The 16,547-nt window shown below is 37.7% G+C and carries 15 protein-coding genes, 1 tRNA gene and 1 pseudogene; 5 read left to right on the forward strand and 12 right to left on the reverse strand.

All coding sequences use genetic code 11. The features are described from left to right. Window positions 1-172: 172 nt before the first annotated feature. The 5 genes and pseudogenes from F3H00_RS09050 to tig form a co-directional block, all read right to left on the reverse strand. Window positions 173-1,045: pseudogene (locus F3H00_RS09050) on the reverse strand (magnesium chelatase domain-containing protein); the annotation flags it as partial. Then, window positions 1,042-1,560, reverse strand: a complete 519-nt coding sequence (def, locus tag F3H00_RS09055; protein ID WP_148800289.1) for a peptide deformylase — start codon at window positions 1,558-1,560, stop codon at window positions 1,042-1,044. The gene def and the pseudogene F3H00_RS09050, both read right to left, overlap by 4 nt. Window positions 1,561-1,574: 14 nt before the next feature. Next, window positions 1,575-2,597, reverse strand: a complete 1,023-nt coding sequence (locus F3H00_RS09060; RefSeq protein WP_148800126.1) for a GGDEF domain-containing protein — start codon at window positions 2,595-2,597, stop codon at window positions 1,575-1,577. Between the two features lie 8 nt (window positions 2,598-2,605). After that, window positions 2,606-3,196, reverse strand: a complete 591-nt coding sequence (gene clpP / locus F3H00_RS09065) for an ATP-dependent Clp endopeptidase proteolytic subunit ClpP (protein WP_054196008.1) — start codon at window positions 3,194-3,196, stop codon at window positions 2,606-2,608. After that, a complete protein-coding gene (gene tig / locus F3H00_RS09070; protein WP_148800124.1) occupies window positions 3,196-4,527 on the reverse strand; it encodes a trigger factor in 1,332 nt (443 codons plus the stop codon). Before tig ends, clpP begins: the two co-directional genes overlap by 1 nt. Window positions 4,528-4,664: 137 nt before the next feature. Between tig and folE the strand changes: the two genes are divergently transcribed. Together folE and fliI are read left to right on the forward strand one after the other, a co-directional pair. Continuing rightward, complete coding sequence (gene folE, locus F3H00_RS09075) at window positions 4,665-5,237, forward strand: GTP cyclohydrolase I FolE (protein WP_021090409.1); 573 nt, start codon at window positions 4,665-4,667, stop codon at window positions 5,235-5,237. A gap of 11 nt (window positions 5,238-5,248) precedes the next feature. After that, window positions 5,249-6,541 carry a flagellar protein export ATPase FliI gene (gene fliI / locus F3H00_RS09080; protein WP_410369061.1) on the forward strand — a complete coding sequence of 431 codons (1,293 nt, stop codon included), beginning with the start codon at window positions 5,249-5,251 and terminating at the stop codon, window positions 6,539-6,541. 769 nt (window positions 6,542-7,310) lie between these two features. Here the strand turns inward: fliI and F3H00_RS09085 are convergent. The 5 genes from F3H00_RS09085 to F3H00_RS09105 are packed head-to-tail and all read right to left on the reverse strand — an operon-like array spanning window position 7,311 to window position 13,280. Further along, window positions 7,311-9,044, reverse strand: a complete 1,734-nt coding sequence (locus tag F3H00_RS09085) for an AAA family ATPase (RefSeq protein WP_148800117.1) — start codon at window positions 9,042-9,044, stop codon at window positions 7,311-7,313. Then, window positions 9,044-10,720: a fatty acid--CoA ligase gene (locus F3H00_RS09090; protein WP_148800115.1), complete on the reverse strand. Its 1,677-nt coding sequence runs from the start codon at window positions 10,718-10,720 to the stop codon at window positions 9,044-9,046. The genes F3H00_RS09085 and F3H00_RS09090 overlap by 1 nt, the downstream gene beginning before the upstream one ends. 12 nt (window positions 10,721-10,732) lie before the next feature. Beyond that, complete coding sequence (locus F3H00_RS09095; RefSeq protein ID WP_148800112.1) at window positions 10,733-11,965, reverse strand: OmpP1/FadL family transporter; 1,233 nt, start codon at window positions 11,963-11,965, stop codon at window positions 10,733-10,735. Beyond that, entirely contained in the window at window positions 11,962-12,813 is an 852-nt protein-coding gene (nfo, locus tag F3H00_RS09100) for a deoxyribonuclease IV (protein WP_148800109.1), read from the reverse strand. The genes F3H00_RS09095 and nfo overlap by 4 nt, the downstream gene beginning before the upstream one ends. Continuing rightward, on the reverse strand, window positions 12,810-13,280 hold the full coding sequence (locus tag F3H00_RS09105) for a hypothetical protein (protein ID WP_148800106.1): 471 nt from the start codon (window positions 13,278-13,280) through the stop codon (window positions 12,810-12,812). Before F3H00_RS09105 ends, nfo begins: the two co-directional genes overlap by 4 nt. Before the next feature lie 68 nt (window positions 13,281-13,348). On the opposite strand from F3H00_RS09105, the gene F3H00_RS09110 reads away from it, so the two are divergent. Then, a tRNA-Glu gene (locus F3H00_RS09110) sits at window positions 13,349-13,423 on the forward strand. Window positions 13,424-13,506: 83 nt separating this feature from the next. On the opposite strand, the gene F3H00_RS09115 is transcribed toward F3H00_RS09110, so the two are convergent. Further along, window positions 13,507-14,067, reverse strand: a complete 561-nt coding sequence (locus F3H00_RS09115; protein WP_148800103.1) for a manganese efflux pump MntP — start codon at window positions 14,065-14,067, stop codon at window positions 13,507-13,509. A 109-nt stretch (window positions 14,068-14,176) separates the two neighbouring features. On the opposite strand from F3H00_RS09115, the gene F3H00_RS09120 reads away from it, so the two are divergent. Together F3H00_RS09120 and F3H00_RS09125 are read left to right on the forward strand one after the other, a co-directional pair. Next, window positions 14,177-14,926, forward strand: coding sequence for a DUF4197 domain-containing protein (locus F3H00_RS09120; protein ID WP_148800101.1), 750 nt, complete (start codon window positions 14,177-14,179; stop codon window positions 14,924-14,926). Further along, window positions 14,923-15,801: a DMT family transporter gene (locus F3H00_RS09125; protein WP_103648599.1), complete on the forward strand. Its 879-nt coding sequence runs from the start codon at window positions 14,923-14,925 to the stop codon at window positions 15,799-15,801. Before F3H00_RS09120 ends, F3H00_RS09125 begins: the two co-directional genes overlap by 4 nt. Here the strand turns inward: F3H00_RS09125 and F3H00_RS09130 are convergent. Then, a complete protein-coding gene (locus F3H00_RS09130) occupies window positions 15,798-16,523 on the reverse strand; it encodes a class I SAM-dependent methyltransferase (RefSeq protein WP_103648598.1) in 726 nt (241 codons plus the stop codon). The genes F3H00_RS09125 and F3H00_RS09130 overlap by 4 nt on opposite strands. Window positions 16,524-16,547 lie beyond the last annotated feature (24 nt).

Consider the following 16,547-nt stretch of genomic DNA (forward strand, 5'->3'; position numbering starts at 1 on the left):
AAGCCCTCTGAGCACTCCTTAGAATCTATTTTGTTCTATTCTAAGCTTAAAAATTTATATATAAAAGATCATTAAATAATCCTTTTAAAATAAAGTATTTTTATAAATTATAAAAAACAACATATGTTCGCAACTTTTATTGAACTATTCGCAACTTTTATTGAATTTCACAGCCTCCGCCAAAGATCGAGCTTTTTGTTGAGGTGTGGTGCGGTGAGCGAAAGGCTCTAGTGCTTGTAAATTCGCTATCTTGAAGGTTTAAAGAGCGGTAGGCGGCAGACTTTAGCACCTCCTCTAAACTTTGTGGCGCCATGATATAGACTAGGCGTTTTGCACACATGCTCTTGCCACTGCCTGGGCTACCTTCAAATAAAATATTGTGCATGCCAACGGCTGCGATAACGCAGGCTCTTTTGGCTCTTTCTTGACCCAAAACATCCTTAAAATCAAGCTCGTAATTTAAATTTGGGACATATCTTTTGCCAGAAATTTCTATCACGTTTGAAAATAGCTCATGCGTGGCGATAAAACGTATACTTTTTGTAAATTCTGCGTCATTAAAAAATCTAATCGCCTCTTTTAGAGTACTAACCGCATAAATCTCTAAATTTGGGATCATAGAAGCCTTTTGTGCTATCTCTTTTGGTACTAGAATTTTTGTATTTTTTACCTGTGTGCTTAAAAAAAGAAGGATTGAGAATAAATTTACTGTACTTTTTACGCTTCCATCAAGCCCAAGCTCGCCAAAGACAAAAATTTTCTCTAAGCTTTTTGCCTTTTGAAGAGCTATAAGAAGAGCGATAGCCAGGTCAAAATGCGAGCCGCTTTTTGGCAGGTCGGATGGGGATAAATTTATGGTTATCTTTTGTGCTGGAAAAGAAAAATCAAGTGCTAGAAGTGCTGCTTTTACGCGTTCTGTACTCTCTTTGATGCTTGTGCTTGCAAGCCCAACGATGCTAAAACCAGGAAGCCCACGAGAGAAGATAGACTCAACATCAATTATCTTTAGCCCATCGCCATAAGTAGCACATCTTAAAGACTTCATGAAGCTTTTTCTTTTTTTTGCTTTTTGTATTCCTTATCAAATTTTTTACGTTTATTAAAGCCTATTTTTTCTATAAAAAGATGTCCATCTAAATGATCATTTTCATGCTGGATAGCAATAGCCAAAAGCCCATCAGCTCTTAAGCTTTGTTCTTTGCCAAAACGGTCTTGATATTTTATGCCAACAGTCTCACTTCTTTTTACCTCTTCATAAAAGCCAGGCACGCTAAGGCAGCCCTCTTGGTAGATGCACTCACCCTCACGTAGCTCAAATTTTGGATTTATTATCTCAATTAGATTTTCTTTATCTTGCACGCCTTCTTCGTTAACTAAATTTATAATAAAAATTCTTTTTGCGATACCTATCTGAATAGCAGCAAGGCCGATGCCTTCTTTTGCGATCATCGTATCATACATATCATCAAGTAGTTTGTGAAGTTCCTCATCAAAATTTTTAACCTCTTTTGAGACTTCGTAAAGCTTTTTATTTGGATAAGATAAAACCTCTAAGATCAAGCTCAAACTCCTACTTATTCACCCAAAAATATAGGCTGCTTATCATCTTGTGTTAGTATTAGTTGATCTAACGAGTAAGAGATTAATTCTTCAGCACTTCTTGTTTTTGTTATCATGCTTGAAACCACTTGGATATCAAGCTTGCACTCTTCACCATCAATCTTCCAAGGTATAGATGAAAGCATATTTAAAATTCTGCTACCGGCTTGTTTTGTGCCATTTTCATCAGTATATTTCATAACCATAGCAAAACAGCCATCACCGTAATGAGCTACTATATCACTTCTTCTAGAAGTTCTTAAAAGAAGCTGTGATATAGCTTTATACATATTGTTTCGCTCTTTTAAATTTTTAACACGATTTGTAAATCTATCTTTTGCTCTTACTAGTAAAAAAGATGCGTTATAGCCATATCTTTTAACGGCTTCTACTTCACTTTGCACTGTGGCTACTAGAAATTTTTTATTATAGACGTCATATGTCGTATCGTAAATCGACTGCTCTTCAATAGATTTAAGCATCTTGGCTACTTCGTCATAGCTTACTTTAATGACATCAAGATGTTTATCCATAAGGCTGTTTAATTTTATTAGGTCATGATTAAATGCGCTTAAAACATTTTGAAGAGCTAGGATATTTGTATTGTTTTTGAGTGCATCCATACGCTTTTGCACTAGGCCTCTCATGATGCCTAAATTTTTATAGATTAGCACCACGGCTTGAAGCATACTTTTTATCTGGATAAATCCTTGCTTTATCTCTTTTTCAATAGATATATTGCTGCCTGATGGTACTGAGATCTCGGAATTTATAACTATCATATCACCGATCTCTTTTCTAAATTCATCAGGCTGTCCATCAAGCATTTTCTCAAAATAAATAGAGTAATTGTTTGGCGTAGATGGAACATTATCGTCACTTAATTCATGCAAAACATTTTCTGAAAATCTGTAGATATCTACCTTTTCTTTTTCTAGAGTATGTTTTACTTCAACCGCTTTTTTCTTAGGGTCTGGTGCATTATCTATCTTTATCACTTTGGGCCTTATTTAAAACTTTTCTCCAAAATTTTATCAACAAGTCCGTACTCTTTGGCTTCGGCCGAACTCATAAAAAAGTCACGTTCAGTATCTTTTACGATCTTACTTAGCTTCTGACCTGTATTTTTGGCCAAAATTCCGTTTAAAATCTCTTTCATACGCAAAATTTCACGAGCTTGTATCTCGATATCAGTCGCTTGTCCTCTAGCACCGCCAAGTGGTTGGTGTATCATGATGCGAGAATTTGGCAATGCATATCTTTTACCTGGCGCGCCACAGCTTAGCAAAAATGCACCCATACTAGCAGCCTGACCGATACAGATCGTGCAAACATCTGGCTTTATGTAGTTCATCGTGTCATAGATACTAAAGCCACTTGTTATCACGCCGCCTGGTGAGTTTATATAAAGATAGATATCTTTGTCTGGATCCTCAGCCTCTAAAAATAGCAGCTGAGCGACGATAGAAGCGGCCATGCCGTCTTCTATCTCACCACTTAGCATAACGATCCTGTCTTTTAAAAGACGGGAGTATATATCATAGCTTCGCTCACCTCTACTAGTTCTTTCAACTACGACAGGAACGTAATAGCTCATTACTCGGCCTTCTCTTTTTTACTTGCTTTTTTTTCGTCTTTTTCTTTGTTAAAGAGCTCACCAAATAGCTTCTCTTCGATCATTGACATCTTTATAGCTGGAAGCATGCCTTGGTTGCGGTACATATCAAGGTGTGCTTTTGGATCTTGTCCGCTTCTATACGCCTCAAAATAGATCGCTTGAACAACCTCTTGATCGCTTACTTTTACGCCTCTTACACGAGCTAGTTCATCAATGATGAAAGTTAAACGAACGCTATTTTCAGCGTCTTTTCTAAACTCATCACGTTTTTTAGAAAGAGCATCTTTATCCTCTCTAAATTTTTTCATATCATCTGGAGTAAATGAGCTCCATGCGTTTCTAAACTGCATATCAATCTCTTGCTCGACAATATTTTTTGGCACGTCAAATTTAAATTTCTCAACCGCAGCTTCAGCAAATTTTGGCTTAAGCTCATCATTTATAAGTTTATAAATTTTCTCTTGGCGGATTTGCTCTTTTATACGCTCATCAAGTACCTCTTCAGTTGGTTTTTCTTCATTTGGAAGTAAAGTTTTTAGCATCTCTTCATCTAGTTTTTCAGGAATTTTTTTCTCTTGAATTTCATGAAGTTTGACTTTAAAAACAGCATCTTTGCCAGCTAAATGTGCAGCGCCGTAGTTTTCTGGGAATTTAACCTCGATATCTTTTTCGCCACCAGCTTTTATGCCTACCATGCCATCTTCAAAGCCTGGGATGAATTGATTTGAGCCGATCTCAAGCACATAGTTTTCAGCCTTGCCACCATCAAATGCAACGCCATCAACAAAGCCTTCAAAGTCAAATTTAGCAAAGTCGCCAACCTTTAGACCTCTTTTGCCATCAATTTTCTCAAGTGGAGCTATCATTTTTAAAAGTTCAGTTTTTTTCTCATCGATATCTTTTTTCAAAACACGTGGGTTTGAAAACTCAGGTATCAAGCTCTCATAGCCGCTCACATCAACGCTTGGTTTAAATGAAACTGTTAGCTCAACGTCGATCTTATCATCTTTTCTGTCAAATTTTGAAACGATAGGCTCGCCGATAAGATCATCATTTTTCTTGCCTGCTTGTTTTATAGCCTCATCAACAACATCTCTTAAGACATCTTGCTCGGCATCGTTTGTTAGCTCTTTCTCGTAGCGTTTTAGCACAATAGCAACTGGCACATGGCCTTGTCTAAAGCCGTCTACTTTCATAGTTTTTGTTGCTTTTTTTGCTAGTTTCTCTACGCTAGATTTTATAGCATCTGCACTTATAGTCGTGCTTGCTAAGGTATTTACGCTATCTAGAGCTTTTGTTTTGATTTCCATCTAATTCCTTTATGAATACAAATTTTTAGCCCAAAATATAGCAGAATTTTCCTTATTTCATTGTAAATTTGTAAATTTTTATAGATATAAAAGGCGTTTTAACGTAGAATCTAGCAATAAAATTATGGAGAAAATTTATGCAAGAGAGTTTTGAAAATTCGGTTAAAAACATGCTAACGATTATAGGCGAAGATCCAAATAGAGAAGGCCTTATAAAGACGCCTGAGCGTGTCTTTAAAGCATTTAAATTTCTAACTAGCGGATATGATGAAGATCCAAAAGAGGTTCTTGGTGACGCACTTTTTACTAGCTCAAATAACGAAATGGTTCTGATGCGAAACATCGAATTTTACAGTCTTTGCGAGCACCATTTATTGCCTATTATCGGCCGTGTGCATGTGGCGTATATCCCAAATGGCAAGGTCGTTGGGCTTAGTAAAATTCCACGCATGGTAAATATCTACGCAAGACGCTTGCAAATTCAAGAGCAAATGACTGAGCAGATAGCAAAAGCACTTGAGGACGTAATAGCTCCAAAAGGTGTTGGAGTTGTCGTCGAGGCTAGACATATGTGCGTTGAGATGAGGGGTGTGCAAAAGATAAACTCAACCACCACGACCTCAGCGCTTAGAGGTTGCTTTATCAAAAACGCAGACACAAGGCGAGAATTTTTTTCGCTTATAAACTCTCCTAGGGAAACGCATTTTTGAGCTTAGAGCATATAAATTTAAAGCTTAAAGAGGGCATGAAGCTCTCAAACACCTTTGGCATCATAACTAAAATCACAGCTACTACTATCGAGATCACTGGACTTCGTCCAAGCATCGGAGACATCGTGCGAATAGTCGCAAAAGATAAGAGCAAAAATGGTCTTGGCATGGTTACACAGATAAAGACAGATGGCGCTTATATCAGCCCATTTGGCTTTGTTGAGGGATTTAGGATAGGCGACTTCGTCTATGAGAGCGATCAGGGCATGAGCATACCGGTGGGGCCAAATTTGCTAGGCCGCGTGGTCGATCCATTTATGAAGCCCATAGACGGCAAAGGAGTGATTGAAACGACTGAATATATGCCGATCATGAGAGCGCCGATAGATGCGATGAAAAGAGGGCTTATAAACGAGCCATTTAGCGTTGGTATAAAGACGATAGATGGACTGCTTACTTGCGGCAAGGGGCAAAAGCTGGGAATTTTTGCAGGTTCAGGCGTGGGTAAATCAACTCTTATGGGTATGATCGTAAAAAACACACTAGCACCGATAAAAGTAGTCGCACTAATAGGCGAGCGCGGCCGTGAGGTGCCTGAATTTATCGAGAAAAACCTAGGCGGTGACCTAGATGGTACGGTCATCATCGTAGCGACCAGTGATGATAGCTCTCTCATGCGAAAATACGGCGCATTTTGTGCGATGAGCGTGGCTGAGTACTTCAAACAACAAGGAAATGACGTGCTTTTCATCATGGATAGCGTAACACGTTTTGCGATGGCACAGCGCGAGATCGGCCTTGCGCTTGGCGAGCCACCTACATCAAAAGGCTATCCACCAAGCTCACTCACGCTCTTACCACAGCTAATGGAGCGCGCCGGCAAAGAGGAGGGTAAGGGCAGTATCACGGCATTTTTCACCGTGCTAGTTGAAGGCGATGATATGAGCGATCCGATAGCTGACCAAAGCCGCTCTATCCTAGACGGCCACATCGTGCTAAGTCGTGAGCTAACGGACTTTGGCATATATCCACCTATCAATATCCAAAACTCGGCCTCGCGTGTCATGGGCGATGTGATCAGCAAAGAGCACAAGCTAAATGCGATGAAATTTAAGCGTCTTTACTCGCTTTTAAAAGAAAACGAAGTCTTGCTTCGTATCGGTGCTTATCAAAAGGGTAGCGACAAGGAGCTTGATCTTGCGATCTCGAAGAAAGAATTTATGGAGAGCTTCTTAAAACAGAGCTCAGAAGAGGTCTTTGCGCTTGAAGAGGTCGAAGAGCTGCTTGACAAGATCAATCAGTAGATTTCTAAAATTTCAAGCTTTTTTACAAAATTTGGCTGCTAAAAATATAATCAATTTTTTATACTAATTGTTAAAGTGATCACGCATTACTTCTTTGTTTCGGATGTAAAAATTGCACTCAAAGACCTATAAATTTCTATTTTTTCATCTCTTTTTTAATTTCAAAAAGTGCTACTACAAATATCATAGAAGAGAATTTGAAATTTATGGACTTTTTATTTTAAACTTCGTAAGGACGGTATTTTGTGTTACGCAAAATGACAAGGTTTTAGTAAAACTCTTTCTAAGTACCATACGCATTCCAAACAGCGATCACAAAGTGGGCAAATTTCAAAATTTGGGTTTTACAAAAACTTACTCATTTACAAAACTGCGGTAGTAAATTTGAAACAGGCGAGCAAGCTAAATTTATACTAAGTGATTATGCGCTGATATCTGTCTTGCTGTAAATTTTGGTAGCAATCATGGCGTAAATTTAACTATGAAAGCAAAATTTTACGTTTATATCAGTAATCCCTAGCGCTTTAGACTTTGCCAAGTGACGCAAAGCATATGCTACATGAGATAGTAAAATTTGGAAGAGCTTAATAGCCAAAACCTATTTTTTCTCATCAAAGCTTAAGTTTAGCTCACACTTTCCATGACTTTGGCGGCGGCAAACGCATAAATTCTAATTAGGTAAAAGCAAATTTCTCGTCAATGTCAGTGGCTCTTGCTATATTTATATTTATTTAAATTTATACAAACAATAAAATCAAGAGAGAAAGGCTTAAGAGCCAAATCCCATCTTTTTATCCTCACCAAAACTTGAGTTTAGCTCGCGCTCTATCGTCGTTTTGAAGTCCTCAAAGGTAAAAATCCCATCATCTTTTATCGCTACTTTTAAAGCAGTATTTTTTAGCGCAAGGACGATCTGAGCGCCACTTAGGTTAAACTCAGCCAGTCTTTCTACGCTAAAGCCATCTTCAAAGCTCGCATTTTCAGGCAAAATTTTACGCCAAATGGCAAGCCTGCCGTTAAAATCAGGCTTTTTAAACTCGATCTTGTAGTCAAACCTTCTAGAAAACGCAACATCAAGGCTTTGTAAGAAATTTGTCGTAGCGATTAGCACGCCTTCAAAGCGCTCGATCTGCTCTAAAAAGATATTTTGCATTTGATTATGCATCTTTTCAGCCCCGCTCGAGCTCTCCACTCTCGTGCTTAAAAACTGATCGGCCTCGTTTAGCAAAAGTACCGGCTCACTGCCACTTTTTTTGCAAATTTCTTTGTAAGTATCAAAAATTTTCCTTACATTTTGCTCGCTCTCTCCGACATATTTACTTAAAATTTTTGAGCAGTCAAAGCTTAAAATTTGCTTCTTTAGGCTTTTTGCAAGCCCAACGGCACTCATGGTTTTACCAGTGCCAGGCTCGCCGTAAAAGATGATCTTGGCATCTATATTTTTCCTAGTTTTTATGCCCCAGCTGCTAAGTCTGGCGAGCACTTTTTTATCGACTTGTTTTAGTATTGTGCTTAAAAGCTGCTTTGTCTTTTCATTTAGCACGACGTCTTCTAGGCTAGTTACCGGCTCAATGAGTTCAAAAATTTCTTGCTCTTTTACTAGGCTTTCGATCTTGATCTTCTTGCTATTTTTGTCATTTTTTGGGTGCATTATGCTTTGCAAAATATCTTCATTTATAAAAAAGCTCTTGCTTACATTGCCATAAGCGTTTAAAACCTCGTCATAATCGATCAGCGCACCTTCAATGAGCCTTGAGCCGTCCTCTAAAAGCGTGCGATTTTTGATGCGTTCAAACTCGTCTTTGCTTATTAGTCCGACTAGTGTGTTTAGATCACGGCCGTTCTCAAAGTCGCCCGCGTACTCCTCTTTTAAAAGGGCTAAAAATATGATCTGCTCTTTTTCGTCAAGTGAGTTTTCTTTAAAAATTTGCTCTATTTTTAGGCTGATCTTGCTTAGTTTTACGCGCTCGTTGATTCGCTTTGTAAGTTCAGAAATTTGTTCATTTATTCGCTTTTTGGCATCACTTGAGCTGTTTTCAAAAATAGCAGCCTTTGAGTAAAGCTCCACCTTTAAAAACTGATCTTTTAAATACTCCAAATGATCCTCATATGGCGTAAGTTCTGGCAAATTTATATCAGCGTTACCATCTTCAAGAATTTTTAAAAATGTGGCTGATAGAGAAATTTCAGAATGAAGCAACGAAAGAAGCCCTTGAGCTGAAGCCCTTTGTGTGCTCTCAGGTATTTTAAAAAGACCATAATTTTGTACAATCCAACCGCTATCAAGCAAATTTTTTATAAATTTTAGATACAAAAGCTGCTTATCATTTTGCGTGCCAAAGACTGCTCCAAGTAGCTCAAAAACGCTCATATTAGCTGTTCCTTGCACATAAGCTTTACTTAGATATTTTAAAATTTCTCCCTCTTCATCGCCGCACTTTATCAGCTCATAAATTTTGCTTTTTTTGAGGTCCTGGTTTAAAAAATCAAGCAAGTATTTCACTAAAATTTATCCTTCATCTGCTCTATTTGCTCTTTTAATACACGTTTTAGCACCTTACCAGTGGCATTTCTAGGCAACTCTTCGGCAAAATAGATACTCTTTGGTATCTTGAAATTCGCTAAATTTTTCCTTAGATGCTCTCTTACTGTTTTTTCATCAAGATCCATGCCATCTTTTACTTGTATGAAAGCGACAACCTCTTCATCGGCATGTACGTCTTTTACGCCAATTACTGCTGTTGCTTCAACTGCTTCAAGTTTGTAAATAACCTCTTCGATCTCGCGCGGATAGATGTTGATACCCTTTGATATAATGAGGTCTTTTTTACGATCAACAATGTAGATAAAGCCTTCTTCATCAACCTTGCCTAAGTCACCAGTCTTTAGCCAACCATTTATGATAGTTTCGTCGGTGATGCTTGGCATACCGTAGTAGCCTTGCATGACACAGTCGCCCTTAATGATGATCTCACCGATCTCTCCGGTTGGAAGCTCCATCATCTCATCATTTACGATCTTCACCTCATAGCCATCAAGCACAGGTCCTACACTTAAAAGCTTTTGTTTATCATATAAATTTGCAGCTACAATTGGAGAACATTCACTAAGTCCGTATCCCTCAACTAACGTTGCACGTGGAAATTTTACCCTAAAGTCATCAATAGTCTGCTTTGCAAGCGGAGCAGCACCACTTACAAATAGCCTAATACAATTAAACCATCTAAAATACCAAGGAATTTTTGCCTTACCGATAGCTGTATAGATAGCTGGTATTCCTAAAAATACAGTTACACGCTTTAGCAAAGTTTGCTTTAACACATTTGAAAACGGAAATACCGACTTTACAAGAACCATCGAAGCGCTCGCAAATATCGGAAGCAACACCATTGCAGTTAGCGTAAAACTATGAAACATCGGTAAAAAGACTATGAAACGATCGCTTTTTTTCACTATAAAACGATCATGAGCTCCAATTAAATTTGAAAAGATATTTTTATAGCTTATCATCGCACCTTTTGGCTTGCCAGTAGTGCCTGAAGTGTAAATTATATGCATTAAATCATCTATTACCGGATACTTTGTGATACTAAGAGCGTATTTATGATTTAGAGTTTCTGTAAAATTTATGTTTTTAACGAGCCCATTATTTTCATAGCCCTTGCTCATATCCTCTTTTGAAATTTGAGGTGTTGAAGTAAGATACGCGCTCTCGCCATACTCTTCATCAGTGTCTATATATTCATCTTTTGAAGCACTTTGAAGCTTCTTTGGTATTGCACCGATCCAGATTATCTTTCTTAAAGCTTCAAGCTCATTTAATGCGATTAACTCTTTTGCAAGCGAGCTAGACGCAAAAAGCACCTTTGCACCGCAATCATTTATGATATATTCAAACTCGTTTGCTTTTAAAAAAGTATTCATAGGCACTGCAATACCACCTATTGCGGTTATCGCAAGGTATGAGATGATAAATTCTTTCGAGTTTGTAACTGCCATAGCTACTTTATCACCAAATTTTACTCCAGCAAGTTGCAAATAAGCTGCCACTTTATCGACATTTTGCTTTAATTCTCGATATTTTAGCTTCTCTTTTTCTTCAAAAAGAACTACTTGATTTGGATTTTCCTTTGCTACTTTGGTTAAAATTTCATAAAAATTATTATAAGAGTATCGCATTATTGACCCTAACTAAAATGTATATTTAAAAGTCGTACCAAGGATTTGGATCGTACCAGTATCAAATTCCCCTGACATTTTTGTGGCAATACTGTTGGTAATACCTGTAGCACGCTTCTTATCACGGTGTTGATAAACATATCCAAGTGCCATTTCAAGATTTGGTGTAAATTTATAATTTACTCCAAAAGAATATACCTTAGACGTAGTATTTGGAAGCTCTAATCCAGTATGCTTGCTGCTTGTAATGTCTTCATCGTAAGCAAAACCAGCCATTAATCTAAGCTTTTCATTGACATCATAGGCAAGACCTAATCTATACGTATTTGTATCTTTTGCATTTTTAATGACTGGATCATCCATGAATCTTGCAAAAGCTTGATTCGAGTGAGCAGGACCTTTATCTAAATATTCAAAATCATACTCTTTAAATTTAGACCAGTATGTTCGCTCAAAAGCTAGTAAAACAGTTAGATCACTAAATTTATAGCCAGCAGCAAGCACTAACTGAGCAGGAAGCGGTATCTCAACTCTAGTCTTTCCATGATAACTTATAGACGCAAACCGTCCTTTAAAATCAGCATCTGTATGGCCCTTAAGTTCTAAATTTACATTTGAGCGGTAAGTAACAGCAAAGCTTAAATCTTCAATAGGTCTATAAGTAAGCGCGACATTATAGCCATAGCCCATACCATCGCCTTTTATCTCTCTGTAGCCTATTCGTCCAAAGTCACTTGCTATCTTACCTTTTGTGTAAACACCTCTAGCGCCAAGAGCAACGGCAAGTTGATCATTTATGCGGTAAGCCACGGTTGGATTTAGCTCAACAACTTGCAGCTTAAACCTTTTAGCGGTAAATGCGGTAGCTGGATCCTCCCACGATACACCAACAGCAGCAGGAACGGCAAGAGCTAAACCGAATTTCCAGTTTTCATAAATTTCTGGCGTTACAAAACTAAATGTACCAGCTAGTGAGTCAAATTTTTCTGACCTATAGCTTTTGCCACTATCACTTTTAAACTCAAGCTTATTTATATGAAACCAGCCAAGGGTACTTTCTATGTGATGGCGTCCATCTAAAAACATCATATTTGCAGGGTTAAAATATGCCGCATCAGCCCCAAAACTAAAGGCTACGTTACTAGCAGCAAGACCTAAAGAATCAGCACTTTGCTCAGGAACTTTATAACCTCCAGCATTTAGCAAAGTAGATGTTGCAATAATGCTTAATAGCACTTTTTTCATAGTTTTTCCTTTTCGAAATTTCTTAAAATTTTTATCTCGTCTTCCCAAATACTCTCGTCAATCGTCTCTAATATTAAAGGAATTTCGCCTATTTTATCATCATTTATTATATTTTTAAAAGCACTAAATCCAAGCTCACCCTTGCCAAGACTCTCGTGCCTATCTTTTTTCGAGCCAAGCCCAAATTTTGCATCATTTAAATGCATGCCGGATAAAAATTTATAGCCGATGATCGCATCAAATTCCCCCATCGTCTTGGCATAGGCCTCTTTGCTTCTTAGATCGTATCCAGCAGCAAATGCGTGACAGGTATCAAAGCAAACACCAACTCTGCTCTCATCGTCTACTCGTTCTATCAAATAAGCAATCTGCTTAAAACTAAAGCCTAAATTTGAGCCTTGTGCAGCTGTATTTTCGATGACTAGCTTTACACCGCTTGTGCGTTTAAGTGCCACATTCATGCAGTTTGCGATATTATCTAAGCACTCTTTTTCGCTTATTTGTTTTAGATGTGAGCCTGGATGAAAATTTAAAAGCTCTAGTCCAAGTTTGCTGGCGCGATCTATCTCATCCACAAAGGCTTCAAGCGACTTTGCTCTTGCCTCCTCATCTGGATGGCCTAAATTTATCAAGTAGCTACTGTGTGGTAAAACATGCTTTGTGCTTATGCCAGAAATTTTTAGGTTTTCTTTAAACTGCTCTATTTCGCTGATGCTTAGCTCTTTTGCATTCCATTGGCGTTGATTTTTTGTAAAAAGCGCAAAGGCATTTGCTCCTATTTTTGCAGCATTTAACGGAGCGTTAAACACGCCTCCAGCCGCACTTACGTGAGCTCCTATGTATCTCATTTTAACTCTTTTATTATCACTCTTATTTTATTTTTGCTATCTATAAATTTGACGTAGTTGTCGCAAACCTCGTATTTTATAAAATATGAACTTAGATCTTGACTAAAGCCACACTCCGTAGCCGTCAAACCCTTGCCATCATAAATCTTTTGTCTTTGCAAAATTTCTTCAAAAAGGCTCTCATAGTGCGGAGCTAGAAAAAATTTCTCATTAAACTCAGTCTTGTTAAAGCAAGCACTATTTATGCAAATTTTATCTCTTATGTTTATGTTTGCGGTATTTACGCCAGAGCTATAAATTTGCAAATTTAGCTCATTTTTATATTTATGGAAAAATCCAACATCATTTATCTTGACCATCGGAGAAAATAAAGTAACTTGAAAAGCTTGTGAATTTTGCGGTGTTTTGGTAGCTACACAACCTGTAAAAATAAAAACAGATAACAAAGTAAATAAAAAATTTTTCAAAAATTTTTCCTTATTAATCTAAAATTAAGTATAAAAGAAATATAATCCCAACTTCATAACCGACATGTGGCCCATTCGTCTAGCGGTTAGGACATCGCCCTTTCACGGCGGTAACACGAGTTCGAGTCTCGTATGGGTCACCACTTCTAAAAATCAAAATCTTATCCATATAAGCTTTAAAATATAGTTAATCTTAAATATTATTTTTAATTGTTATTTTAAATTTTTATTGAAATGTGCCGCTTTCAATTAAATGCGTTATTAAAATTTTAAAACCTAGAAAAATTAATATCGCTCCTCCCAAAAAGAGCGCCTTTTTTTCTAAAATTTCACCCATAAATTTACCTATATAAAAAGCAATCAAACTTAATGTAAAGCAGACTACACCGATGATGAGCGAGCTTTGAAAGATATTTATCTCTTCAAAGCTAAGTGTGACGCCAACGGCAAGAGCATCCACACTAGTAGCAAATGCCCCATACAAAATGGTCTTAAATCCTATCTTAAGATACTCACACTCCTCTTTGTTACAGGCCTCTTTAAACATTCTAAAACCAAGAAAGCAAAGTATAAAAAATGCAATAAAATGATCAACCGAGCTTATAAATTTTGCAAAACTAACACCTAAAAGATAACCAAGAAGCGGCATAAGAAACTGAAAAAAGCCAAGCATAAAAGCAATAAATAAAATTTTATTAAGAGCTAAATTTTTATACCTTGCACCATTTGCCATATTTAGTGCCGCACTATCCATACTAAGAGCGAAGCTAAGAAGTAAAAGTTGCATAATCTTCCTTTAAAAAAAGGGTAAATTCTAGTGCAAAAAGATTAAATTTATTTTAAGTGTTTATATATTTTTTGTATGATTTTGCTTTAAATTTAAAAAAGGAGAGAAGATGAAAAGATCTCTTGTTATTCTTTATGGCGCGCTTGCTTTAAATTTACAAGCCACAAATATGGACGATATGATAAACAAAGGCGTCAAAATCGCCACTCACGCATCAAGTGGCGACTATAAAAGCCTAGTTAGCGAGGCGCTAAATGCCGCTATTAGCGAGCTTTCAAAAGATGGCTTTATAAACAATGCTACGGCCAAAATTCCACTTCCAAAAAGCCTTGAAATGGCATCAAATTTAGCCAAAAAAGTAGGTGGCGAGAAGTGGGCGCAGGATCTTAGCAAGTCGATAAACAACGCCGCAACCACAGCTGTACCAAAGGCTGCTGAAATTTTTAGCGAAAGCATAAAAAATATGAGCGAAGCAGATGTCAAAAAGCTCTTTAATGGCGGGAGTGATAGTGTTACAAAGTATTTGCAGCAAAGCTCCAGCCAAAAGCTAAAGGCGGCTTTTACTCCGATAATAGAAAAAATGATGAGTGATAATAGCTTTGCGACTGCCTATAATGGGCTAAATTCTTTCATCGTCGGCTCAGCAAAAAATAATGAAACTATAAAATCGGTAAAGAGCCTAGCTAAAAATTTAGGTGCAAGCGAGTATGTGCCAGATGACGGCGAGGATCTAAACGCATACATCACAAGAAAGACGCTAGATGGGCTATTTAACGTGATGAGCGAGAAAGAAAAGGGGCTAAGAAGCGGCTTTAGCCTAGATAGCGGCAAAAAGGTACTTGACTCGATCTTTAAATGAAAAATTTAAGCGCACAAAACAGAGCTGACATCGCTCTTATCGTAGTTGCCATCGTTTGGGGCGCTACGTTTTTACCCATGGCAAACGCGCTAAAGACAAATGGCGTCTTTGTCATGCTTTTTTGTAGATTTTTTATTTCCGCTATCTTTATGGGACTTATAGCATTTAAATTTTCTAAAATTTTTGATAAAAAAAGTGTAGTTTACGGCACCATTCTTGGCGTAGTTCTCTTTGGCTCATTTGTTGCTCAAACTTACGCTCTAAAGCTTACTTTTAGCTCAAGTGTTGCCTTTATTACAGGGCTTGAGTGTGTGATCGTGCCTTTTATGACAGCACTCATTTTTAAAAATAAAATAACCATTTTTGCTATTTTTGGTGCGCTTATTGCTATTTTTGGGCTTTGGCTCTTAAGTGGCGCTACGCTAGCACTTGGGAGCGGCGAGGCACTTGCCCTACTTTGTGCCATATTTTACGCACTGTACACGAGCTTAAATGGCCACTTTGTAAGAAAATGTGAGCTTTATCTACTCGTATTTGTAGTATTTCTCACCGTCTCTTTACTCTCATTTGTCTTTGCATTTATTGAAGGTAGTGTGGCGCCAAATTACGATAGGGAATTTTTTATAGCAATTTTTATCACTGCATTTATTGGCACCATTTTTTGCTACTTTGTACAAACCATCGCTCAAAGATATACAACAGCCAGCAAGGCAGCTTTATTTTTCTGCCTAGAGCCAGTCTCTGCAGGGCTCATTGGCTACTTTTTTGCTGGTGAGATACTTAGCATCTGGCAAATTTTTGGAGCCATGCTCATCATCTTTGGCGTCATTTTTAGCGAATTTGGCAAGCAAATTTGCTCTAAATTTAAGCTCTAAAAGACAAAAAGCTTCATTTGAGAGTCAATTTTCTCGTCTATGAACTCGCCGTCAAATCTCTCTTTTAACATCGCTAAAACCACCTTTTCATCGTAGTTTTTGGCCCCGTTTATCTCAAGGTGCCAGCAGATATTTTCAGCTGCTTCTTGCACGCTTCGTCTAGCAATCCTTGTCTCGTTTAAAATTTCACTCTTATAAGCGATGCCTTGCTCGTTTAGCCACGCTTCAAGCCTATTTACAACGTTTTTTTGTGAGAGTGTGCGGCCAAATTTTTCAAAAAACGGCTCGAGCAGGTCAGAGCTTCTAGGCTTATCCCAGCCAAGATAGAGCTTTTGCTTGGCGCAGTTTTGAAATTTCAAAAAATCTTCATCGCTCGCAATGGCCGGGCTCATCGTGCAAATGGCGATATCAAAGAGCCTTGCTGGCTTAAATTCTCTCCACGAGCAAACCTCGCTACTTAAATTTGTCACGCCAAATCTCTTTGCGTCCTCGTTTAAAATTTCTATCATCTTCTCTGAGCTATCTATGCCAGTTACGCTTTTGGCGGTTTTGGATAAAAATATGCTCCAAACACCGGTACCACAGCCTATATCAAGAATTTCTTTGCCGCTAAAATCAACTCCCCAAGCTAAGGCTTTAGCAAAAATTTGTTGCTGAATAGCACTTACTTTGCCATCAAACCTTTGGTAGTTTGACGCCTTTTTATCCCATAAATTTTGCATTTTAGCTCCTCTTTTTGGTTATAA

This window comes from Campylobacter concisus, assembly GCF_902460845.1.
Lineage (GTDB): Bacteria > Campylobacterota > Campylobacteria > Campylobacterales > Campylobacteraceae > Campylobacter_A > Campylobacter_A concisus_X.

What these genes read in the sequence shown, in the direction of transcription:
- F3H00_RS09125 (WP_103648599.1), top strand. Translation starts at nt 14,923, where the DNA reads ATGAAAAATTTAAGCGCACAAAACAGAGCTGACATCGCTCTTATCGTA.
- tig (WP_148800124.1), bottom strand. Translation starts at nt 4,527, where the DNA reads ATGGAAATCAAAACAAAAGCTCTAGATAGCGTAAATACCTTAGCAAGC.
- clpP (WP_054196008.1), bottom strand. Translation starts at nt 3,196, where the DNA reads ATGAGCTATTACGTTCCTGTCGTAGTTGAAAGAACTAGTAGAGGTGAG.
- F3H00_RS09115 (WP_148800103.1), bottom strand. Translation starts at nt 14,067, where the DNA reads ATGCAACTTTTACTTCTTAGCTTCGCTCTTAGTATGGATAGTGCGGCA.
- F3H00_RS09095 (WP_148800112.1), bottom strand. Translation starts at nt 11,965, where the DNA reads ATGAAAAAAGTGCTATTAAGCATTATTGCAACATCTACTTTGCTAAAT.
- folE (WP_021090409.1), top strand. Translation starts at nt 4,665, where the DNA reads ATGCAAGAGAGTTTTGAAAATTCGGTTAAAAACATGCTAACGATTATA.
- F3H00_RS09120 (WP_148800101.1), top strand. Translation starts at nt 14,177, where the DNA reads ATGAAAAGATCTCTTGTTATTCTTTATGGCGCGCTTGCTTTAAATTTA.
- F3H00_RS09090 (WP_148800115.1), bottom strand. Translation starts at nt 10,720, where the DNA reads ATGCGATACTCTTATAATAATTTTTATGAAATTTTAACCAAAGTAGCA.
- F3H00_RS09130 (WP_103648598.1), bottom strand. Translation starts at nt 16,523, where the DNA reads ATGCAAAATTTATGGGATAAAAAGGCGTCAAACTACCAAAGGTTTGAT.
- nfo (WP_148800109.1), bottom strand. Translation starts at nt 12,813, where the DNA reads ATGAGATACATAGGAGCTCACGTAAGTGCGGCTGGAGGCGTGTTTAAC.